Annotated in this window: 18 protein-coding genes; 10 read left to right on the top strand and 8 right to left on the bottom strand. The window is 63.2% G+C overall.

The features are described 5' to 3' along the window. Positions 1-31 precede the first annotated feature (31 nt). Complete coding sequence (locus ACOX7T_RS12520) at positions 32-1,498, top strand: DUF2828 family protein (protein WP_433443258.1); 1,467 nt, start codon at positions 32-34, stop codon at positions 1,496-1,498. Positions 1,499-1,504: 6 nt separating this feature from the next. Here ACOX7T_RS12520 and ACOX7T_RS12515 read toward each other — a convergent pair whose 3' ends face one another. Next, on the bottom strand, positions 1,505-1,870 hold the full coding sequence (locus ACOX7T_RS12515; RefSeq protein WP_433443255.1) for a hypothetical protein: 366 nt from the start codon (positions 1,868-1,870) through the stop codon (positions 1,505-1,507). 202 nt (positions 1,871-2,072) lie between these two features. Here ACOX7T_RS12515 and selD point away from each other — a divergent pair, with 202 nt between their 5' ends. The 3 genes from selD to ACOX7T_RS12500 all read left to right on the top strand — a co-directional run bounded on the left by selD (position 2,073) and on the right by ACOX7T_RS12500 (position 5,598). Further along, positions 2,073-3,122, top strand: coding sequence for a selenide, water dikinase SelD (gene selD / locus ACOX7T_RS12510; RefSeq protein WP_433443252.1), 1,050 nt, complete (start codon positions 2,073-2,075; stop codon positions 3,120-3,122). 155 nt (positions 3,123-3,277) lie between these two features. Then, positions 3,278-4,657, top strand: a complete 1,380-nt coding sequence (locus ACOX7T_RS12505; protein WP_433443249.1) for an ROK family protein — start codon at positions 3,278-3,280, stop codon at positions 4,655-4,657. A gap of 107 nt (positions 4,658-4,764) precedes the next feature. Further along, positions 4,765-5,598, top strand: coding sequence for a hypothetical protein (locus ACOX7T_RS12500; RefSeq protein WP_433443246.1), 834 nt, complete (start codon positions 4,765-4,767; stop codon positions 5,596-5,598). Positions 5,599-5,650: 52 nt separating this feature from the next. On the opposite strand, the gene sdaAA is transcribed toward ACOX7T_RS12500, so the two are convergent. The 4 genes from sdaAA to ACOX7T_RS12480 all read right to left on the bottom strand — a co-directional run bounded on the left by sdaAA (position 5,651) and on the right by ACOX7T_RS12480 (position 10,317). Beyond that, positions 5,651-6,508 carry an L-serine ammonia-lyase, iron-sulfur-dependent, subunit alpha gene (sdaAA, locus tag ACOX7T_RS12495; RefSeq protein WP_433443244.1) on the bottom strand — a complete coding sequence of 286 codons (858 nt, stop codon included), beginning with the start codon at positions 6,506-6,508 and terminating at the stop codon, positions 5,651-5,653. A 1-nt stretch (position 6,509) separates the two neighbouring features. Next, on the bottom strand, positions 6,510-7,178 hold the full coding sequence (sdaAB, locus tag ACOX7T_RS12490; protein ID WP_433443241.1) for an L-serine ammonia-lyase, iron-sulfur-dependent subunit beta: 669 nt from the start codon (positions 7,176-7,178) through the stop codon (positions 6,510-6,512). Positions 7,179-7,482: 304 nt separating this feature from the next. Beyond that, positions 7,483-9,042, bottom strand: a complete 1,560-nt coding sequence (locus ACOX7T_RS12485; protein WP_433443238.1) for an amidohydrolase — start codon at positions 9,040-9,042, stop codon at positions 7,483-7,485. 3 nt (positions 9,043-9,045) lie between these two features. Beyond that, entirely contained in the window at positions 9,046-10,317 is a 1,272-nt protein-coding gene (locus tag ACOX7T_RS12480; RefSeq protein ID WP_433443235.1) for a chloride channel protein, read from the bottom strand. Positions 10,318-10,612: 295 nt separating this feature from the next. Between ACOX7T_RS12480 and ACOX7T_RS12475 the strand changes: the two genes are divergently transcribed. The 4 genes from ACOX7T_RS12475 (at position 10,613) to ACOX7T_RS12460 (ending at position 16,303) form a co-directional block, all read left to right on the top strand. Then, positions 10,613-11,962, top strand: coding sequence for a hemolysin family protein (locus ACOX7T_RS12475; RefSeq protein ID WP_433443232.1), 1,350 nt, complete (start codon positions 10,613-10,615; stop codon positions 11,960-11,962). Positions 11,963-12,254: 292 nt separating this feature from the next. Further along, the gene (gene pyk / locus ACOX7T_RS12470; protein WP_433443229.1) at positions 12,255-13,682 is read left to right on the top strand and encodes a pyruvate kinase; all 1,428 of its coding nucleotides are present in this window, start codon (positions 12,255-12,257) and stop codon (positions 13,680-13,682) included. A 688-nt stretch (positions 13,683-14,370) separates the two neighbouring features. Then, the gene (locus tag ACOX7T_RS12465; protein WP_433443226.1) at positions 14,371-14,592 is read left to right on the top strand and encodes a hypothetical protein; all 222 of its coding nucleotides are present in this window, start codon (positions 14,371-14,373) and stop codon (positions 14,590-14,592) included. A gap of 115 nt (positions 14,593-14,707) precedes the next feature. Then, complete coding sequence (locus tag ACOX7T_RS12460) at positions 14,708-16,303, top strand: MBL fold metallo-hydrolase RNA specificity domain-containing protein (RefSeq protein WP_433443224.1); 1,596 nt, start codon at positions 14,708-14,710, stop codon at positions 16,301-16,303. A gap of 51 nt (positions 16,304-16,354) precedes the next feature. Here the strand turns inward: ACOX7T_RS12460 and ACOX7T_RS12455 are convergent, their stop codons facing one another. Next, a complete protein-coding gene (locus ACOX7T_RS12455) occupies positions 16,355-16,564 on the bottom strand; it encodes a hypothetical protein (RefSeq protein WP_433443222.1) in 210 nt (69 codons plus the stop codon). A 99-nt stretch (positions 16,565-16,663) separates the two neighbouring features. Continuing rightward, the gene (locus tag ACOX7T_RS12450; protein ID WP_433443220.1) at positions 16,664-17,947 is read right to left on the bottom strand and encodes a nucleoside recognition domain-containing protein; all 1,284 of its coding nucleotides are present in this window, start codon (positions 17,945-17,947) and stop codon (positions 16,664-16,666) included. Between the two features lie 105 nt (positions 17,948-18,052). Here ACOX7T_RS12450 and ACOX7T_RS12445 point away from each other — a divergent pair, with 105 nt between their 5' ends. Beyond that, positions 18,053-19,084: a DUF2804 domain-containing protein gene (locus tag ACOX7T_RS12445; RefSeq protein WP_433443217.1), complete on the top strand. Its 1,032-nt coding sequence runs from the start codon at positions 18,053-18,055 to the stop codon at positions 19,082-19,084. Positions 19,085-19,129: 45 nt separating this feature from the next. Here the strand turns inward: ACOX7T_RS12445 and ACOX7T_RS12440 are convergent, their stop codons facing one another. Then, a complete protein-coding gene (locus ACOX7T_RS12440) occupies positions 19,130-19,726 on the bottom strand; it encodes a TetR/AcrR family transcriptional regulator (protein ID WP_294548566.1) in 597 nt (198 codons plus the stop codon). A 99-nt stretch (positions 19,727-19,825) separates the two neighbouring features. Here ACOX7T_RS12440 and ACOX7T_RS12435 point away from each other — a divergent pair, with 99 nt between their 5' ends. Further along, positions 19,826-20,701: a DegV family protein gene (locus ACOX7T_RS12435; protein WP_433443215.1), complete on the top strand. Its 876-nt coding sequence runs from the start codon at positions 19,826-19,828 to the stop codon at positions 20,699-20,701. Positions 20,702-20,726 lie beyond the last annotated feature (25 nt).

The following is a 20,726-nucleotide window of genomic DNA, read 5'->3' as shown; positions in this document are numbered from 1 at the left end:
TTATCCGCCCCAACCGACAGGAGGTACCGTCATGCTGGAAGCATTGAAAAGAGAATCCATCCGCACCTGCACAGAAAATGGCGGCGCCGCCTGGTCAACCACCATGAGCGACTGCCTGGACCTGTTTTCCACCGTGGGCGCCCTGCGCGGGGCGTCCTGGGAAGAGATTCAGGCTCGCTTTACACGCGCCTGGGCCGAGGATCGAGACACGGCGGTGAAGATCGCCTTCTTCGCCCGTGACGTCCGCGGCGGCCTGGGGGAGCGCTATGCCTTCCGCATCATCCTGAAGGCTATGGCCCGCCTGTCCCCCGAGACGGTGGTCAGGAACCTGGGCAACATCCCCGAGTACGGCCGCTGGGACGACCTGCTCGCCCTCTTTGACACACCCTGCAAAGACGCGGCCATCGCCTACATCAAGGCCCAGCTGGCCAGGGACGTGGAGGCCATGGAGTCGGGAGAGGGGAATGTCTCTCTCATGGCCAAGTGGCTCCCCTCGGTAAACGCCAGCAGCCCTGACACCCTGCTCTCCGCCAGGATCCTGGTGAAGGGCCTGGGCATGACCGAGGCCGCCTACCGCAAGACCCTCTCCGCCCTGCGCGCCAGAATCGCCATTCTGGAGAACAACCTGCGTGGGAGGGACTACACCTTTGACTACGCCAAGCAGCCCTCCAAGGCTATGCTCAAGTACCGTCAGGCATTTCTCCGCAACGACGGAGAGCGCTACCAGGCCTTCCTGAGGCAGGTCTGTGAGGGAAAGGCGGCCCTCCACACGGACACCCTCTACCCCTACGATGTGATCGCACCCGTTCTTGTGGGCAAGGTGATGTCCCAGACGGAGCGCCTTGCCCTGGACACCACCTGGAAGGCCCTGCCCGATTACACCGGCGGCGGCAACGCTCTTGTGGTGGCCGACGAATCGGGATCCATGTACAGCGGGTATGTCAGACCTATCCCTGCCGCTGTGGCCCTGTCCCTGGCCATCTACTTTGCCCAGCGGAACACAGGGGCCTTCCGCAACCACTTCATCACCTTCTCCCGCAGCCCCAGGCTGGTGGAGATCAAGGGTGAGGACCTCTATGAGCAGGTGCATTACTGCGCAGGCTTCAATGAGTGTGCCAACACCAACCTCCAGGCGGTCTTTGACCTGCTCCTCCGCACTGCCGTGGAGAACCACATGAGCCAGGCGGATATACCCGACACCCTGTACGTCATCTCTGACATGGAGTTTGACGAGGGGACCGAGCGCGCGGATGTCACCGCCTTTGAACAGGCCCGCCGTGCCTTTGCCGCCGAGGGCTACGCCCTGCCCAGGGTGGTGTTCTGGAACGTGGCCAGCCGCGGTATCCATCAGCCCGTCACCATGAACGAGCAGGGGGCGGTGCTTGTCTCGGGCTGTACGCCCAGGCTCTTCCAGATGGTGACCGAAGGGGAATTCTCTTCCTACGCATACATGATGGACGTCCTCAGCGCGCCCCGCTACCGCGACCTGACGGCATAACCTCCATCACAGCCATACAGAGACGGCGTGTCCCAATCCGGGATGCGCCGTCTTTTTGTATGAGAAGTGTCCCTGTGTTGCGCAGCCGTGGGGCGTGGTACCGTCCACAATGGCGGTGGCCAGGGTGGGGATGATGACGGCGTCCAGGGAGTCCGGGTCGCCGGAGCATTGGATGTACTCCACTGCCAGGCCCTGCTCCTCCATGGCGGCCCCCACCTTCCGCATCAGAGAGGACTTGCCGCAGCCCGGGCCGCCCTTGAGGATTATCACGTCCTGGGCCTGATCGGGGTCGATGAGCTGGTCGTAGAGAGAGTAGAAGCCGGAGGGGGCGTTTGCCCCCAGGTAAAACTGTACACGCGGTTCCGCAGCCATATGGATAACCCTCCAGTATTCAAAATAGGAAACGAGACATGGATTTCTTCTCAGTTCCAGCCTATGCCGCACCGGTCCGGTGGGTGAGACGGCGGCAGGGCGGTGCGGAAAATTTGCAGTTTAACCCCGGCGGGAGATGTGATATAATAAAACGAAATTGTTCCGGGCATCTGTCCCGGAGCAGGGGGAGAGGAGGCGCGGTATGAACGAAGAACCGGTCAGACTGACCAAAATGACAGCCGCGGGCGGCTGAGGGGCCAAGATAGGACCGGGTGTCCTTGGCCAACTGCTGGCGGACCTGCCAAAGGGCTCTGATGAGCGGCTGATGGTGGGTTTTGACGCCAGCGACGACGCTGCCGTCTACCGGATCAACGACGATACCGCCATGATCCAGACGGCGGACTTTTTCCCGCCCGTAGTGGACGATCCCCGCAGCTTTGGCCGGATTGCGGCGGCCAACGCCCTCTCCGACGTGTACGCCATGGGGGGCACGCCCCGCCTGGCCATCAATCTGCTCTGCTTCCCCACCTGCCTGAACCTGGAGATTGTCCGGGAGATTCTGGCCGGCGGCGCCGACAAGGTGGTGGAGGCCGGAGCGGTCATCGCCGGAGGGCACAGCATTGAGGACACAGAGCCGAAATACGGCCTGTGCGTCACCGGCTTTGCCCGGCCGGAGGAGATTCTGACCAACAGCGGCGCAAAGCCGGGGGATTTGCTGGTGCTCACCAAGCCGGTGGGAACCGGCGTGCTCTCCACTGCCGCCAAGGCGGAGCTGCTCACCGACGGACAGCTCAGGGAGATGATCGACCTGATGAGCACCCTGAACAAGGGGGCCCAGGAGGTCATGCTGCCCTTGAAGCCCAACGCCTGCACGGATATCACCGGCTTCGGCCTGCTGGGCCACGTCAACGAGCTGGCCGAGGGCAGCGGCGTGACGGTACAGCTGTGGGCGGATACGGTGCCCTTTGCCTCCGGCGCGCTGGAGCTGGCTCGGGACGGCATCATCCCCGGCGGCGCCTACCGCAACCGGAACTATCTGGAGGGCAAGGTGAAGGTGGAGGAGGCCGTGGCGCTGGAGGTGTCCGACCTGCTCTTCGACCCCCAGACCGCAGGCGGTCTGCTCATCTCCATCCCGGAGGAGCGGGGCGTGGAGCTGGTCAGGCGGCTGAACGACCGGGGCATTCCCGGCGCGGTCATCGGTCAGGTGCAGTCCAAAGGGGCGCATACCGTCCACGTACTGTCCCACATGTGACGGGAAATACAACAGAAAAGACCGGAGTCTGGCTTTGCACAGGCTCCGGTCTTTTTGTGCAAAAAGTGAGCAGGTTTGGATAATGCGCCGGGGAGCTGGGTGTGATAGACTGAAAGCAAGAAATAAGAGCCAACCAACAAGAGGAGGATGCTTTCATGGAATTTTTAGGACTGGATCTGCCGGTGACCCACCTGCCCGAGCTGGATAAGACCTTTGTGCCCCTGGCCCGGTTCTTCCGGGTCTATGAGAGCGGTGCAAAATACCCCTTCGCCCTGGCGGTGGAGCGGGAGGACGGCCTGGTGTCGGTGTATAACACCGCCCTGCGCACCGAGGGAGCGCTGAGCGATGCCGACCGGCTGTACGTGGACCGGCTGGCCAAGTTCCTCCTCTGGTCCCGGGGGGGCTGGAAGCTGATTGCCTGCGGCAGCGCGGCGGCGGCGGAGTACCTGCGGGACGCCTACGCCCCCGGCGGCAGCCGGGACTTTGACCGAAACTTCATGGAGGGGGTCTATGAGCGGCCCTTTACCGTGGAGAGCCGCAGCTACGCCGACTGCCCTGCTGAGAAGGGCTCCTCCCGCCCGGTGGGACGCCATCTGGAGGGCTGCCGCATCGGTCTGGACGCGGGCGCCAGCAACCTGAAGGTGAGCGCCCTGGTGGACGGCAAGAGTGTGTTCTCCGACACCATGCCCTGGCGGCCCAGTGAGCAGAGCGACCCTCAGTACCACTACGACCACATCACCGCCGCCCTCCGGGCCGCTGCGGAGCACCTGCCCCGGGTGGACGGCGTGGGCGTGTCCACCGCCGGCGTGCTGGTGGGTGAGCGGTGCATGGTGGCCAGCCTGTTCCTCTCCGTGGGCAAGGAGGACTTTGACAAGTCCATCAAGGACATCTATCCCCGTACCGCTGGCAGCCTGGGGGAGGATATTCCCTTTGCCGTGGCCAATGACGGCGACGTGACCGCCCTGGCCGGCGCCATGGGCCTGAACGAGAACGGCATCCTGGGCATCTCCATGGGCAGCAGCGAGGCGGGCGGCTACGTGGACAAGGCGGGCAACGTGACCGGCTGGTTCAACGAGCTGGCCTTCACCCCCATCGACGTGCAGCCTGATGCCGCCCGTGACGACTGGAGCGGCGATGTGGGCTGCGGCGTCAAGTACCTGAGCCAGGAGGGCGCGGTGAAGCTGGCCGCCATGGCCGGGCTGGAGCTGCCCGAGGGCGGCGCTGCTGACAAGTTCTCCTCCCTCCGCCGCCGGATGGATGGCGGCGACAAGTCGGTGGAGGTGGTCTACCGGGACCTGGGCGTCTACCTGGGCCACGCTCTGGCGCTGTACACCAAGTTCTACGACATGAACTGCGCCCTGGTGATGGGCGGCGTGGCCGGCGGCGCCGGCGGCGACATCATCCTGTCCACCGCCCGTCAGGTCCTGGCCGACGAGTACCCCGACTGCACCTTCTCCGTCCAGGCGCCCGACGAGCGGGTGCGGCAGATCGGCCAGAGCGCTGCTGCTGCCAGCCTGCCGGACAGCCGGGCATAACAGTACATATGAAAACACGGGGTCAGCGTCCTTTAGACGCTGACCCCGTGAAACATTTCGGCCCGCTTTTCGTCTATACAGACAGAGAATAAAAGGAGGGAGTCTGTATGAAAAGAGGAAAACGTTGGCTGATTGTCCTGCTCTGTCTGGCGGTCATTGTTGGCGGCATATTGGCCGCTTCCGCCATGGCCGGGCGGCGGCCCTACAAGGATCTGACGGCGGCGGATATCCAGTCCGCCACGGTGCAGCTCACCCCGCCTGATACCACGCTGGAAATTCCGGATACTGCGGAGCTGGCGGAGTATCTCAGCCAGGTGGTTATCTACGGCCGGGACGACTCCTACACCGAGTACGCCGGTCAGGGCGTCGTCTTTACCCTCCATCTGGCCGACGGCAGCACCGCCGAAGTTATGGCATACAACCCCTTCCTGGTGATAGACGGGGTGGGCTACCGGACCAAATACGAGCCCTGTGAGGCGCTCAACCGCTACGCAAACGGGCTGCTGGGCAGCGGGGAGGCCGTTGTGGTGCTGGAAAAGCCGCCTGCCCTGACAGTGGTGAGCGACAATACCGCCGTGGAGGCCATGCTGGGAGGCTACCAGTGGGAGAAAACGCTGGCCGACGGGACAGTGGAGCACGCCCTGGCCGACAGCGCCCACCCGCTGGACTGCCGGGAGCTGCTCACTCTTCTGGACACCCGGGAGGGCACGGCGGAGCTGGAGTTTGCCCAAATGCCCAACGAGATTTTCAGCGCCCGCTGCTGGAGCGACGTATACTGGGGAGAGCCCGAAACGGCGGGCGAGCCGGTGACGGTGGAAGATGGGAAACTCACTTTGAAGCCGGGGCGGTATGTCTACGAGGTGGGCGCCCGTTGGGACACGGCCAGCGGATACGGCGGCACGGCCTGGTATGCGTTCTATATTGACTACACGGCGGAGTAAGCCGTATATGACAAGAGCCTCTGCGCGTAGCGCAGAGGCTCTTGTTGTGCTGTTATTTGCCCAGAATCTGCTCCGCGATGCGCCGCCCGGTGGGGGTGGCGGCCAGGCCGCCCATGCCGGTCTCCCGGAGGGCGGCGGGCATGGAATCACCCACGGACCGCATGGCGTCAATGACCTCGTCGCAGGGGATGGCGTTCTTGACCCCACACAGGGCCATCTCGGCGCAGGACAGGGCGTTCACCGCCCCCATCACGTTGCGCTTGACACAGGGCACTTCCACCAGTCCGGCCACCGGGTCGCACACCAGCCCCAGGGTGTTGCTCAGCGCCATGGCGCAGGCGTGGGCCATCTGCTCCGGCGTGCCGCCCATGACATGGACCAGGGCGGCGGCGGCCATGCCTGAGGCAGAACCCACCTCCGCTTGGCAGCCCCCCTCGGCCCCGGCGATGGAGGCCCGGGAGGCGATGACCTGCCCGAAGCCCGCCGCCACATAGAGGGCCTGGGTCATAAGCTCATCGGAGAGACCGTCCCGCTGCTGAAGGGGGAGGAGCACAGCGGGCAGCACGCCGCTGGCACCCGCCGTGGGGGCGGCCACGATGCGCCGCATACAGGCGTTGCACTCGCCGGTTTTCAGGGCCGTGGCGATGACGGCGGAGAAAAAGGGGCCGCACAGCCCGCCGCCCTGCTCCGCCACCAGGCCGCCCTCGCCGCCCACCAGTTCGCTGGATGAGCGGAGCAGGGGGCTGTACTGCGCCACGCTCTCGGTCATGGCAGCCCAGAGGTGAGCCATCTGGCCCCAGGACTCGGCGGCGTCTGAGCCCCGGTCCCGGATATCGTCATTTTGAACCGCCTGCCACAGCGGCATCTCTGCTGCCGCCCGCAGCAGGCCCTCCACAGATGTAAACGCCATGTCAGCCGTCCTCCTCCATGTTGAGATAGGTCACCTGTACAATGCCCGGACAGGCCCGCAGCTCCTCAATGGCCTCCTGCCAGATGGCCTGGTCGCTCTCCAGCACCATCACCGCCAGGCCGCCCCGCATGTTGCGGTAGAGCTGCATGGTGGCAATATTGACCTGCCGCCGGGAGAGGATGGCGGACACCTCGGCCACAGCGCCGGGCCGGTCCTCATTGCGGATGATGAGGGTGGGGTACTCCCCGGTGAAGGAGGCGTCCAGCCCGTCAATGGCGTTGACCCGCACCCGGCCGCCGCCCAGGGAGGAGGCGTTGACCTCCAGGGTGTTGCCCCGCTCGTCCTCCACCTTCAGCAGTACGGAGTTGGGGTGTGCGCCCCGGAGGACGATGCTGCCCATCCGCACCAGCATTCCGGCCCGCTCCGCCAGGGGAAAGGCACGGGGAATGTCCGGGTCGTCGGGGGCCATGCCAAGCAGACCGGCGACCAGAGCCTTGTCGGTGCCGTGGCCCTTGCCGGTGGCGGCAAAAGAGCCGTGGAGCAGCAGCTCGGCCCGGACGGGAGGACGGCCCAGCAGCTTGCGGGTGATGAGGCCGATGCGCACTGCCCCCGCCGTGTGGGAGCTGGACGGCCCCACCATGACAGGGCCCATGATATCAAAGATGTTCAAGGAAAAACCACCTTTCAAAAAACGCACAGGCCTGTGGGGCCGTCCAGCGCGAGCGGGAGCGAGCCGCCGCTGTGCGGCGTCCAGGCGTTTTCCCGGAAGGGAAAACCCTGATGCGGGGCGGATTCACTCCGCCCCGGCAGATGAAAAAGAGCGGGGTTCCCCGGAGTACGCGTCAGCGTGATCTGGGGATGGGCCCCACCATGACAGGGCCCATGATATCAAAGATGTTCAAGGAAAAACCACCTTTCAGAAGCGCGCGGACCCATGGGGCCGTCCAGCGCGGGGGAGGAGGAAGAGGAAAGGGTCAGGCCTGCCAGACCGTTTTGCCTGCGTGGATGGTCTCCACTACCTGGATGGAGCGGATGTCCATGGGGGCCACCGCCGTTGGATCGGCGGAGAGGACGATGAGATCGGCCTGCTTGCCGGGGCGGATGGAGCCCAGAGTGTCCTCACGGAAGTACTGGTAAGCGGCGTGTAGGGTGACCGCCCGGAGGGCGGCCATGGGGGACACCTTCAGCGCCGGGCCCAGCGTTTTGCCCTCCCGGGTCAGGCGGTTGACGGCACACCACACGGTCTCCAGCATATCGGGCTGGATAACCGGCGTATCCTGGTGGAGGGTGAAGGGGAGGCCCAGCTCCTCCGCCCAGCCCAGGGGGCTGATGGAGGCGGCCCGGTCAGGGCCGAAGTTTTCGGCGTGGACGTCTCCCCAGTACCACAGGTGGGCGGCAAAGAAAGAGGGGATGATGCCCAGCTCCTTCATCTCCTCCAGCTGCTCCCGGCGGACCAGCTGGGCGTGGATCATCACCGGCCGGATATCCGCAATTCTGAGGCCGGTCTCCTTCTGGGCGACCCGGCAGCAGCGGATATACTGCGCCGCTGCGGCGTCTCCGTTGCAATGGGCCAGCAGCTGTCTGCCCTGGGTGAGGGCGGTGCGGACAAAGCCGGTGACCTCCTCGTCGGAGTAGATGGGATAGCCCCGGTAGTCGGGCTGCTCGGGGGTGTTGGAGGCGTAGGGCTCCAGCATCCAGGCGGTTCTGCCCTGGGGAGAGCCGTCCAGGAAAATTTTATACCCGCCGATGTGGGGCTTGGCAATCAGCTCGGGGGTGTTTTTCAGGTCAGCGTACCCCACCGCCTCGGTTTTCAGCCGGGCGGCGGAGAGCAGGGCGTACCGCCCTGTATCGGTGAGGCCGTCCTGAATGAGGGTGATGCCGTGGGAGAGGTAGATCTCCTCAGCCCGCTCCACATTGCGGGCCGCCTGCTCCGGCGAGGGGCCGGGCATAGCGGAGGCAAGGCGGATGAAGGCGTTCTCCTCCAGGTAGCCGCTGGGGGTGCGGCCGTCGGCTTCCCGGCCGATTCTGCCCCCCTCCGGATCGGGGGTGTCGGCGGTGATGTTCAGCAGCTTCAGGGCGGCGGAGTTGGCCACACCCATGTGGCCCGAGGCGTTGGAGATAAGCACCGGGGTCTCGGGGAAGGCCCCGTCCAGGGCGTGCCGGTCGGGCTGGGAGCGTTCCGCGAGCACGTTGTGGTCATACCCGAAGCCGATGAGCCACTGGTCCGGGGCCATGTGACGCTCCTTCTGAAACGCCAGCAGCAGCCGGGCGATGTCCCCGAAGGAGGCGGCGCTGCCCAGGGGGCACAGGTCCAGGGTGGAGGCCAGGGCGGTCAGGTGGCTGTGGGGGTCCAGAAAGGCGGGCATCAGGGTGCGGCCAGACAGGTCCCGCCGCCGGGCGGCGGGGGCCAGTCCCTCCAGCTCACTCAGAGAACCCACGGCCCGGATAACGCCGTCCTCCACCAGCACCGCCTGGGGCGCGGGGCCGTCCTCCATGGTGAGGATGGTTCCATTGTAAAAGAGTATCTGTTCCATGGTTCATTCCGCCTTTTTATCAATAAATTCCGGTCTGAACTTAGAATACACGATTTTTTGCTCGCTATACAGGCCATAATAGCCGGAGAGCATGTAGGACACGGCGCAGGACAGGGCGAAGAGGGGCAGACCCTGGCCGCCGAAGAGCTCATAGGCCAGGAACAGGGAGGTCATAGGGCAGTTGGTGACGCCGCAGAATACCGACGTCATACCCAGGGCCGCGCCGAAGGTGGCGGGCAGGCCCAGGAAGGGGGCGGCCACACAGCCGAAGGTGGCACCGGTGAAGAACACGGGCACAATCTCGCCCCCCTTGAAGCCGGCGCCCAGGGTGACGGCGGTGAAGAGGATTTTCAGCAGGAAGGCCTCAGGCCGGGCCTGGCCGCCGATGGCCTGGGTGATGAGCCCGGCGCCTGCACCGTTGTAGTCGTAGGTGCCCGGGTTCCACAGCCACACCAGATAGGTCAGGGCAATGACCAGGGCGCCGCCCACCGCAGCCCGGAGAACGGGCCGGGGGATGAATTTGTTGTAGAGCTTGGGGGCCATGTGCATGACCCGGCAGAACAGGATGGACAGCAGGGCGAAGAGAACGCCCATGCCCACGCACTGGAGGGCGGTAACAATGCCGAGGGCGGGCACGCCGGTGAGGTCGTAGACGGTGGGGGGTACGCCGAAGAAGGAGGCCACGCCCACACCCACCAGGGAGGCGATGGTGCAGGGGACAATGGCGGCGTAGTACATGACGCCCACACTCACCACCTCCATGGAGAACACGGCAGCGGCCAGGGGGGTGCCGAAGAGGGCGGAGAAGGCGGCGGACATACCGCACATGGTGATGACCCGGCTGTCCTTGTCGTCCAGGCCCATCCACCGGCCGATTTTGGAGGAGATGGAGCCGCCCAGCTGGAGGGCCGCACCCTCACGGCCGGAGGAGCCGCCCACCAGATGGGTGATGACGGTGGCGGCGAAGATGAGGGGCGCGGTGCGCAGGCGGAGGGGCTCGTTCTCCCGCACGGCCACCAGCACGAAGTTGGTGCCCCGGTCCTTCTCCATGCCGCACCAGCGGTAGAGCAGGACGATGAGGGCGCCGCCGGCGGGCAGCAGCCACAAAATCCAGTGGTGTTCCGCCCGCAGCTCGGCGGCGGCGTCAATGGCGAAGTGGAACAGGGTGCCCACACCGCCGCAGACAAGGCCGATGAGGCAGGCGAAGACAAGCCATTTCACAAAAATCACAGGCTGCCCGACCCAGTTGGGCAGGCGGCCCCGGAGCGTATTCACAGGGCATCCCCCATTTGAAAAAATGTCTGAACATCAAATAAAACAACCTCCAATGGCAGGCTTTATCCATGGGATATGCCGGTGCATGACACATAAGCCCCGCGGAGGCTGATTCAGCAGACATCATTATAACATGGGCCGGGCCGATGCGCACCCATTTTGATGAAGAAGGGCGCAGAAAATTGGAAGTGTAAGATTTTTGCAAAAAGTAGTGAATTTTTATCGCAGCTATGATATAATTCTGCGACAAAGGCGGAGACGCCAAACTGTCTGAATATTGTTAGGAGGAATTTCTGTGTCATCGGACCCCATATGGCCCCAATTGCTGCTGCAGCTGGTTCTGATTATGGTCAACGCGTATTTTGCCGCCACGGAGATTGCGGTCATCTCGCTGAATGAAAATATCCTGCGCCGTCAGGCGGAGGACGGCGACAAGAAGGCGGCCAAGCTGCTGAAGATTGTAGAGACTCCTACCCGCTTTCTCTCCACCATCCAGATCGGCATCACCCTGGCCGGCTTCCTGGGCTCGGCCTTTGCGGCGGACAACTTTGCCGGCCGCATCCGGGACTGGGCCGTGGTGAAGTGGCAGCTGGACGCCGCTGCCGCTGCGGCGGTGAATACTCTGGCGGTTGTGATCATCACCATCATCCTCTCCTTCTTCACCCTGGTGCTGGGCGAGCTGGTACCCAAGCGGGTGGCCATGCAGAAGGCGGAGCAGGTGGCCCGGTTTACCTGCGGGGTGGTGTCCGGCCTGGCGGCGGTGATGCGGCCCCTTATCTGGCTGCTGACCGTGTCCACCAACGGCGTACTGCGCCTGCTACATATTGACCCCAACGCCGAGGAGGATCAGGTCTCCGAGGAGGAGATTCGCATGATGGTGGATATCGGCGAGGAGAAGGGGGCTATTGCGTCGGGCGAGAAGGAGATGATTGAAAACATCTTCGAGTTCAACAACATGACCGCTGAGGATGTCATGATTCACCGCACCGACGTGGTGATGCTGTGGGCCAGGGACAGCGATGAAGAGATTATCCGCACCATCCAGGAGACAGGGCTGACCAGGTTTCCGGTCTACGAGGAGGACGCCGATGACATCATCGGCATTCTGAATACCCGCACCTACCTGCTCAACGCCCGGGAGAAGGAGCCCAAGCCCCTCCGGGACCTGCTGAAGCCTGCCTACTTTGTGCCTGAGTCCGTGCGGACCGACGTCCTGTTCCGGGACATGCAGACCAAGAAAATCCACATGGCCATTGTGGTGGATGAGTATGGCGGCACCAGCGGCATCATCACCATGGAGGACCTGCTGGAGGAGATTGTAGGCAACATCTACGACGAGTTTGACCCCCAGGACGAGCAGGAGATTATCCCCCGGGGAGAGAACCTGTGGCGCATCGCCGGCTCTGCCGACCTGGAGGAGGTGGCCGAGGCGCTGGACGTGGCGCTGCCTGAGGATGAGGAGTATGACACCCTGGGCGGCCTGGTGTTTGCCCAGCTGGCGGTCATTCCGGAGGACGGCAGTCACCCTGAGGTGGACGCCTGCGGCCTCCATATCCGGGTGGAGGAGCTCAACGACCGCCGGGTGGAATGGGCCACTGTGTCCAAGCTGGAGACTGCTCCCCAGGATGAGGAAAAAGCGGAATAACAAGAGACAAGAAGAGCGCTGTGCCCGCCCGGCACGGCGCTCTTTTTTGAGGCAGAGCGCTAATGCGGCATCAAAGAGAAAATGGAATAAGCAAAGACTTAACAGGGGATATGAAACATATAAATGGGAAATTGCTGGAAGCAGTATGGATAAATTGACGATTAAGGAAAATGTTAAATCTTTTTGTATTGTAACGATTACCTCTTTTCAAACCGCCGCCTTTGTAGTATGATTATCCCGCAAAGATATTCAAATCCTGAAATATAACCACCGATATGGAGGTATGTCAGCCATGTCTGATATGAGAAAGACAAAAATTATCTGCACGCTGGGTCCCGCAGTGGACAGCGAGGAAATGATCCGTAAGCTGATCCTTGCCGGCATGAATGCCGCCCGCTTCAACTTCTCTCACGGTACCCACGAGAGCCACCTGGCTCAGCTGACCAAGCTCAAGCGCGTCCGGGATGAGCTGGGTATCCCCGTGGCTGCTATCCTGGATACCAAGGGCCCCGAGATCCGCATCAAGACCTTCAAGGACGGCCGCATCGAGCTGAAGAAGGACGACATCTTCACCCTCACCACCGCTGAGTGCGAGGGCACCTCCGAGCGTGTCTCCGTTACCTATGCCAACCTGCACAACGAGGTGGCTCCCGGCAACCACATCCTGGTGGACGACGGCCTGATCGACCTGCTGGTCCAGGAGATCAAGGGCCAGGAGATCGTCTGCGTGGTGGAGAACGGCGGCCCCCTGTCCAATAATAAGTCCATCAACATCCCCAATGTCCACATCCTGCTGCCCTCTCTCACCGAGAAGGACAAGGAGGACCTGAAGTTCGCCGCTGAGAACGACTTCGACTTCATTGCCGCTTCCTTCGTCCGGAAGGCCAGCGACGTGGAGGACATCCGCGCCTGCCTGCACGAGTTCGGCGGCGACAACATCCGCATCATCTCCAAGATTGAGAACCGCGAGGGCGTGGACAACCTGGAGGAGATCATCCAGGCCTCCGACGGCGTTATGGTGGCCCGCGGCGACCTGGGCGTGGAGATCCCCGCTCAGGAGGTGCCCATCCTCCAGAAGAAGATGATCAAGGCCACCACCATGGCTGGCAAGCCCGTCATCACCGCCACCCAGATGCTGGACTCCATGATCCGCAATCCCCGTCCCACCCGTGCCGAGGTCTCCGACGTGGCCAACGCCGTGTTCGACGGCACCTCCTGTGTGATGCTCTCCGGCGAGACCGCCTCCGGCAAGTACCCCATCGAGGCTGTTGAGGCCATGGTGTCCACCGTGAAGGCCGCCGAGTCCGCCATCAACTACTGGGGCCGCTTCCGTGAGCACAGCCTCCAGCCCGGCGTCTCCACCATCAACGACGCCATCACCCACACCTGCTGCATGACCGCTATGGACCTGAACGCCACCGCCATCCTGGCGCCCACCGAGTCCGGCTACACCGCCAAGGTCATCTCCCGTTTCCGTCCCGCCTGCCCCATCGTGGCCGTGTGCCAGAATGAGAAGATTCGCCGTCAGCTGGCCATCTCCTGGGGCGTCCACTCCTACCTGACCGGCTTTGTGGATTCCACCGACCGCCTGTTCTCCATGAGCGTGGAGGTGGCCCGCAAGGAGGGCGCCGTGAAGTGCGGCGACACCGTGGTCATCACCGCCGGCGTGCCCATCGGCAAGAGCGGCACCACCAACCTGATCAAGGCCCAGGTGGTGTAAAAAAGCACCAAACCGAAGAGCGGGGGAGCGTATCCCCCGCTCTTGCCGATCCCAAGGCTTTTGCTACACAAAAGCCTTGATGCGGGGCGGATTCACTCCGCCCCAGCAGATGAAAAAACGGGGTCCCCGCGGAATGGATTCCGTGGGGTGCAAGAGCGGCACCACCAACCTGATCAAGGCCCAGGTGGTGTAAAAAAGCACCAAACCGAGGAGCGGGGGAGCGTATCCCCCGCTCTTGCCGATCCCAAGGCTTTTGCTACACAAAAGCCTTGATGCGGGGCGGATTCACTCCGCCCCAGCAGATGAGAAAACGGGGTCCCCACGGAATGAACTCCGTGGGGTACAAGAGCGGCACCACCAACCTGATCAAGGCCCAGGTGGTGTAAGAAGCACCAATCCGAAGAGCGGGGGAGACTTCCCACGCTCTTGCCGATTCCAAGCCTTTGCCTGAGGCAAAGGCTTGATGCGGGGCGGATTCACTCCGCCCCAGCAGATGAAAAAACGGGGTCCCCGCGGAATGAATTCCGTGGGGTACAAGAGCGGCACTACCAACCTGATCAAGGCCCAGGTGGTGTAAGAAACACCAGACTAAAGAGCGGGGGAGCGTATCCCCCGCTCTTTTTGCGTTCATGATGGCTCTTCCGGTCTTGGGGGTGCATAGAATGGGGAGGAGAAAGGCGGGATACCCATGGAAAACCCCATTCTGCGCCGCCTCCGGGAACGGCACGGCGTGGACCGCCCCGACCCGGTGTGGCTGCTCACCCTTCTGACCACCCAGAGCCTGGATACCTACAACCTGACGGACTGGAACGAGGCCCTCTCCCTGGCGGCCGGGCGTCGGATTTTCTGCCCGTCCTACCGTACGCTCTCCGCCTATGTCCAGCGCCTGGCGGTGGATAGCATCCGGTGAGGCGGGAAAATCCGCGAACGGAAGGAAATTCTACGCGCTGCGGCCCACCTCCTGATTGCATTTCCCTGGCGGGGAGGGTACAATGAAGCCAGAAGTATAAAAGGAGGTGCCTGGTATGAAACTGACCTTTTTCGGCGCGGCCAAGGCGGTAACCGGAAGCTGTCACTGTGTGGAGTGCGGCGGAAAGCGGATTCTGGTGGACTGCGGACTCCAGCAGGGGCGGGATGAGCAGGACAACAGCCGGCTGGACTTTACGCCCGGGTATATCGACGCCGTTGTGGTGACCCATGCCCACATCGACCACTCGGGACGTCTGCCGCTGCTGGTCAAGCAGGGCTTTGACGGCCCCATCTACTGCACCCGTCTCACCGCCCAGCTGCTGTCCATCATGCTGCGGGACTCCGCCCACATTCAGGAGAGCGACGCCCAGTGGGAGAACCAGAAGGGCAAGCGTGCCGGCCGTCCGCCGGTGGAGCCACTCTACACCCTGGAGGACGCGGAGCTGACCCTGAAGCAGCTGGTCTCCTGCGAGTACGGCCAGGAGCTGGACATGATCCCCGGAACGGCCAAGCTCCGTTTCACCGACGCCGGGCACCTGCTGGGCTCGGCCAGCGTGGAGCTGTGGCTCACCGAGGAGGGGCAGACCCGCAAGATTGTCTTCTCCGGCGACATCGGCAACCACGACCAGCCCATCATCCGTGACCCTCAGTACATCCAGGAGGCGGACTACGTCCTCACCGAGAGCACCTACGGCGACCGGCTCCACCAGGGCAAGGGGGAGTATAAGGAGGAGCTGGCGGCCATCATCGACCGCACCCTGGGCCGGGGCGGCAACGTGGTGATCCCCTCCTTTGCAGTGGGACGCACCCAGGAGCTGCTCTACTTTATCCGGGAGATCAAGGAGGAGAATCTGGCCCCCAACGCCCCCAATTTCCAGGTCTGCGTGGACTCCCCGCTGGCCCGTGAGGCAACCCGTATCTTCTCCGGCGACCTCCACGGCTACCTGGATGAGGAGGCCCTGGAGGTGGTGCGGGACGGCGAAGCTCTGTTCACCTTCCCCGGCCTCACACTGGTGGAGAGCAGCGAGGAGTCCAAGGCCCTGAATGCCGACAAGACCCCCAAGGTCATCATCTCCGCCTCCGGTATGTGCGACGCCGGCCGTATCCGCCACCACCTGAAGCACAACCTGTGGCGCAGCGAGTGCAGCGTGGTCTTTGTGGGCTATCAGGCCGAGGGCAGCCTGGGCCGCCGCCTGCTGGAGGGGGCCCAGGAGGTCAAGCTGTTCGGTGAGACCATCGCCGTCAACGCGGAGATCACCCAGTGCCACGGCCTGTCCTCCCACGCCGACCGGAACGGCCTGCTGGCCTGGATTAACTACTATAACCCCAGACCCAAGGAGGTCTTTGTGGTCCACGGCGACTCGGAGGTCACCGAGATCTACGCCAACACCCTGCGGGAGCAGGGCTTCTCCGCCCACGCCCCCGAGTATGAGGAGGTCTACGACCTGCTCTCGGGCAAGGTGCTGGCGGCTGGCATCCCCCAGCCCAAGAAGGCTGTGCCTCAGGACGCCGGTTCTCCCGCCTACCGCCGTCTGGAGGAGGCCGGAGAGAAGCTCATGGAGGCCATTCGCCACAACAAGGGCGGCACCAACAAGGACCTGGCCAAGTTTGCCGACCAGATCCGCGCCCTGGTGGAGAAGTGGGAGCGCTGATAGAGACAAAAAAGAGGCCGGAGCAGCTGCTCCGGCCTCTTTTTTATGAACTTACAGCTTGAAATCCTCGTCCTTCAGCTTGCTGAAGTCGGGGGCCACCGGCCTGGGGGGGATACGCTTGAAGGGGTCGTACTGAAAGGCGCGGCAGTGGTTTCCCGGGGACACCACCCCTTTTTTGGCGCACAGCAGGGTGTCCTCATCCAGCGGCGCGGAGCGGGTGCAGTAGGCGCAGCGGGGCTCAATGGATTTTTGAAACAGCATGGCAGTTCCCTCCGGAAGGCGTTTCTTTTCTTGGATAACAGTATAGCGCATTTCAGCGGGATTTTCCACAAAAAACGGGAAGAAGGGGAAAAAGGGGCTTTAAGCCCTCCGGCAGCGGCGGATGGCGGCGGCAGCGGCGGCGAAAAAGAGCAGCCACACCACCCAGGCGGACACGGTGGAGATGACCAGGGCGGTGCGGAAGTCCAGCCCGGCGATGGAGGCCACCTGGTCGGCCAGGTAGGCGGCCGCGGCGGCGAAAAAGAGCAGCCACACCACCCAGGCGGACACGGTGGAGATGACCAGGGCGGTGCGGAAGTCCAGCCCGGCGATGGAGGCCACCTGGTCGGCCAGGTAGGCGGCCGCGGGGGCGTCAAAGGAGAACAGCCGGAACAGTGCGGCCACAAACAGGGCGGACAGTCCGCCATGGAGCAGCTTTCCCACCAGATAGGTCCGCACGCTCAGGCCGCTGCCGCCGATGAAGGACAGCACCTGGCAGTGGACGGACACCCCGGCCCAGCCCAGCATGAAGGCGGCCATGGACAGCCGTCCCGCCAGCGCCCCGGAGCCGGACAGGGTCCACACCCCGGAGGAGATCTCCAGAAAGCCGGTGAGCAGCCGCTCCGCCCACTCCTGGGAGAAGCCCAGGGGGGACAGCAGGGTCCCCAGGACCCAGGACAGTCCGGAGAGTACCCCGGACAGAAAGAGCAGCCGGATGACCACGGTGAAGAACACCACAAAGGCGCAGATGTTGAGGGTGGAGAGGAAGGAGTTCTTGATGGACCCGGTAAAGGCAGCGGTAAAGCGCTGGGCCTGAAACCGGGGCGCCGGACGCTCCCTGTCCCGTTTGGCGCCGCCCGCCTTATAGAAGCGGAAGAGAATCCCCACACACACCGACGCTGCGGCGTGGGCCAGATAGAGCAGCAGCCCCACTTTGCTGCTGCCGAACACTCCGGCTCCCACCACGCCCAGGATGAAGGCGGGGCCGGAGTTGTTGCAGAAGGAGAGCAGCCGCTCCGCCTCGGTGCGGGAGCACATGCCCTTCTCGTAGAGGCTGATGGCGGTCTTGGCGCCCACCGGGTAGCCGCCGATAAAGCCCAGGGCAAAGGCGGAGGCGCAGGCGCCGCTGACATTGAACAGAGGGCGCATGACCTTCTCCAGCGCCCTGCCCAGGTAGCCCGCCAGTCCCAGCTCCACCACCAGAGAGGAGAGGACAAAGAAGGGAAACAGGGAGGGAATGATCACATTGTAGCACAACGTCAGGCCGTCCTTGGCCGCCGACATGCACTCCTGGGGATAGAGCATCAGCCCCAGGGTGGCGCACAGCAGGGCCAGCCCCAGAATGGCGTCCCGCACCCATTGTCTGGCCAGCAGTCTGGATATCATGCTCCCACCTCCCGTCCAGACAGGATATGCTTCCCCAGGTTGTCCCTATGCCCGCTTGCTCCGGGGAGACAGGTGGGATATAATGAAGAAAAAGGAGGGAGCGCCGTGGAGCAGCATGAGATTACAGCACCCATCCCCCTGCTGGACGAACAGGGAAGCCTGACGGAGGCGGGATATGCCAGACGGCTTCTGCCGGTGTACGACCGCAGCAAGGTAAAGGGAGGGCTCACCCGGCTGAAGGAGTGGGACTACTACTTGGTGATGAATGACCATTTCGCCCTGGCCCTCACCATTGCGGACAACTCCTATATGGGCCTGGACTCCATCTCCCTCCTGGACTTTGACCAGGGCTGGCAGGTAACAAAGAGCCCCATGCGGCTTCTGCCTATGGGCTGCACCGGCCTGCCCTCCACATCCGAACAGGGGGACACGGCGGTGTCAGGGAAGGGGTACGGCCTCTTCTTCCGGGCCAGCGGGGACAAACGGCTGCTGGTGGCCCACATGGACAATTTCCGGGACGGTCAGGCGCTGGACGCCCGGGTGGTGCTCACCGACGAGCCGGAGGAGTCCATGGTTATCTGCACCCCCTTTGACAAGCCGGGGCATTTCTACTACAACCAGAAAATCAACTGCATGCGGGCCTCCGGGGCTGTCACCCTGGGGGATAAGACATATACCTTCCGTCCGGAGGATTCCTTCGGCACCCTGGACTGGGGCCGTGGGGTGTGGACCTACCACAACACCTGGTACTGGGGCTCCGCCTCCGGCCTGGCGGACGGGGTGCCCTTCGGCTTCAACATCGGCTACGGCTTCGGGGACACCTCGGCGGCCACCGAGAACATGCTCTTTTACGGCGGAAAGGCCCATAAGCTCTCCAGGGTGGCCTTTCACATCCCACAAAAGGGCGGCCGGTACGACTACATGGCCAACTGGACCTTTACCAGCGACGACGGCCGCTTTGAAATGGACTTCCAGCCCGTTCTGGACCGGGCGGCCTGCACCAGCGTGGGGGTGCTCAAGTCCGACCAGCACCAGGTGTTCGGCCGCTTCACCGGCCGGACGGTGCTGGACGACGGCACAGCGGTGGAGCTGCGGAACTTTATGGGCTTTGCCGAGCGGGTGGAAAACAAGTGGTAAAGACAGCAACAGGGGCGCGTCACAGGACGCGCCCCTGTTTTATTATTACGCTGTGCGCTGGAAGATCTGGGCGAAGAACTGATAGTCCTGCTCCAGCTTGGGCAATAATGGGTAGGAGCCCTGGTGGAGAATCCAGTCAATGGCCACGCCCCGGAAGTGGCGGAACAGAAAATCCGCCACCCACTCCGGCGACTTGCCCGGCATCAGCCGCCCCAGGTCCCTGGTCTGCCGCAGACACTCCAGCATGGCCCGGTGGGTGAAGCGGGAGGGGTCCATGGACTCAAAGGAGGGGTTGGAGAGGCGGTGGACATAGTACCGCGCCACCAGCTCATGGCCCTCCTCCTCCATAAACCCGGCGTAGCTGGACAGCAGCAGCCACAGCCGGGATACCGGGTCGTCCTTTTCATGGCCGTCCAGGGCCCGCTCCATGTAGGCGTCCAGGGAGGCAAAGCCCCGCACCAGCATATCTTCCTTTGACTTGAAATGGTGATAAAAAGCGCCGGTGGTAATACCGGCCCGGCGGCAGATGTCCCGGATGGACACATGGTCGAAGCTGTCCTCGTGGGACAGCTCCATCGCCGCCTGAAGGATGGCCTGCTCCGTCTGTTTGGCCTGAGCCTTCCGCCGCTCGCGATAATCCATTTTTTGGCCTCCTTCTCGCTTGACAGTGATGGAAAAGTTAGATATAATAATCACATAACGCTGTTATGTTATGTTCCGTAATGTTAATTATAGAGTAGGATGATAGAGTTGTCAAACCCTTATAAGATTGCGATTCTGACGGATTCCTGCGCTGACCTCTCAGAGGAGCTGCGGGCGGGCAAGCCCATCTACACCGTGCCGCTGAAAATCGCCTGCCGGGATGGGGAGTATTTCGACGGAGTGGATATTTTCTCCTCCGACATCTACCGCCGCCTGGAGGCGGGGGAGCTTCCCAAGACCTCTCTGCCCGATTTCTTCACCGCCGACCGGATTCTCAGCCGCATCAAGGCGGATGGATACGAGCGGGTGCTGGCCATCCACCTCTCCTCGGGGCTTTCCGGCACCTACAACATGGTCCGCCTGCTGGGTGAGAGCAGGAGCGACCTGGAGATCGCCGTGTTCGACTCCCTCAGCGGCGCGCTGGGCATGGGCATCTCGGTGCTCCAGGCATGGGAGGACATTGAAAACGGCATATCCTGGGATGAGCTGGTGAAGGAGCGTGTGCCCAAGCTGCTGGCCAATACCTACCCCTTCTTCTCGGTGGATACCCTGGAGTATCTGGCCAAGGGCGGGCGCATCGGCAAGGTGACCGCCATGGCGGGGACCATGCTGAGCATCAAGCCCCTCATCACCTTTGCCGGGGACGGACAGCTCCAGAGCATCGCCAAGGTCCGGGGCCGCAAGGCGGTGCAGGACAAGCTGATTGAGCTGGTGCGCAAGTCTCTGGGGGACCACAAGCGGTACAACCTGGCGGTGGCCAACGGCGGCGCGCCGGAGGAGATGGCCCAGCTCCGGGCCAGAATGGAGCAGCTCTTCCCCAACTACGACCACTTCTGGCAGGGGGAGATGGACGCCACCCTCAGCGTCTACATCGGCAAGGGCGCTCTGGGCGCCTGCGTCCAGGTGCTGGACTGAGACAGTAAAATACAGTACAGGCGGC

The sequence above is a fragment of the Pseudoflavonifractor sp. genome (genome assembly GCF_050943825.1).
In the GTDB taxonomy this organism is placed as follows: Bacteria; Bacillota; Clostridia; order Oscillospirales; family Oscillospiraceae; genus Pseudoflavonifractor.
The sequence above is the reverse complement of the archived record's forward strand: the minus strand, read 5'-3'. Positions and strand labels throughout refer to the sequence as shown.

What these genes read in the sequence shown, in the direction of transcription:
- ACOX7T_RS12520 (WP_433443258.1), top strand. Translation starts at nt 32, where the DNA reads ATGCTGGAAGCATTGAAAAGAGAATCCATCCGCACCTGCACAGAAAAT.
- ACOX7T_RS12515 (WP_433443255.1), bottom strand. Translation starts at nt 1,870, where the DNA reads ATGGCTGCGGAACCGCGTGTACAGTTTTACCTGGGGGCAAACGCCCCC.
- ACOX7T_RS12505 (WP_433443249.1), top strand. Translation starts at nt 3,278, where the DNA reads ATGGAATTTTTAGGACTGGATCTGCCGGTGACCCACCTGCCCGAGCTG.
- ACOX7T_RS12500 (WP_433443246.1), top strand. Translation starts at nt 4,765, where the DNA reads ATGAAAAGAGGAAAACGTTGGCTGATTGTCCTGCTCTGTCTGGCGGTC.
- sdaAA (WP_433443244.1), bottom strand. Translation starts at nt 6,508, where the DNA reads ATGGCGTTTACATCTGTGGAGGGCCTGCTGCGGGCGGCAGCAGAGATG.
- ACOX7T_RS12485 (WP_433443238.1), bottom strand. Translation starts at nt 9,042, where the DNA reads ATGGAACAGATACTCTTTTACAATGGAACCATCCTCACCATGGAGGAC.
- pyk (WP_433443229.1), top strand. Translation starts at nt 12,255, where the DNA reads ATGTCTGATATGAGAAAGACAAAAATTATCTGCACGCTGGGTCCCGCA.
- ACOX7T_RS12465 (WP_433443226.1), top strand. Translation starts at nt 14,371, where the DNA reads ATGGAAAACCCCATTCTGCGCCGCCTCCGGGAACGGCACGGCGTGGAC.
- ACOX7T_RS12460 (WP_433443224.1), top strand. Translation starts at nt 14,708, where the DNA reads ATGAAACTGACCTTTTTCGGCGCGGCCAAGGCGGTAACCGGAAGCTGT.
- ACOX7T_RS12455 (WP_433443222.1), bottom strand. Translation starts at nt 16,564, where the DNA reads ATGCTGTTTCAAAAATCCATTGAGCCCCGCTGCGCCTACTGCACCCGC.
- ACOX7T_RS12450 (WP_433443220.1), bottom strand. Translation starts at nt 17,947, where the DNA reads ATGATATCCAGACTGCTGGCCAGACAATGGGTGCGGGACGCCATTCTG.
- ACOX7T_RS12440 (WP_294548566.1), bottom strand. Translation starts at nt 19,726, where the DNA reads ATGGATTATCGCGAGCGGCGGAAGGCTCAGGCCAAACAGACGGAGCAG.
- ACOX7T_RS12435 (WP_433443215.1), top strand. Translation starts at nt 19,826, where the DNA reads ATGATAGAGTTGTCAAACCCTTATAAGATTGCGATTCTGACGGATTCC.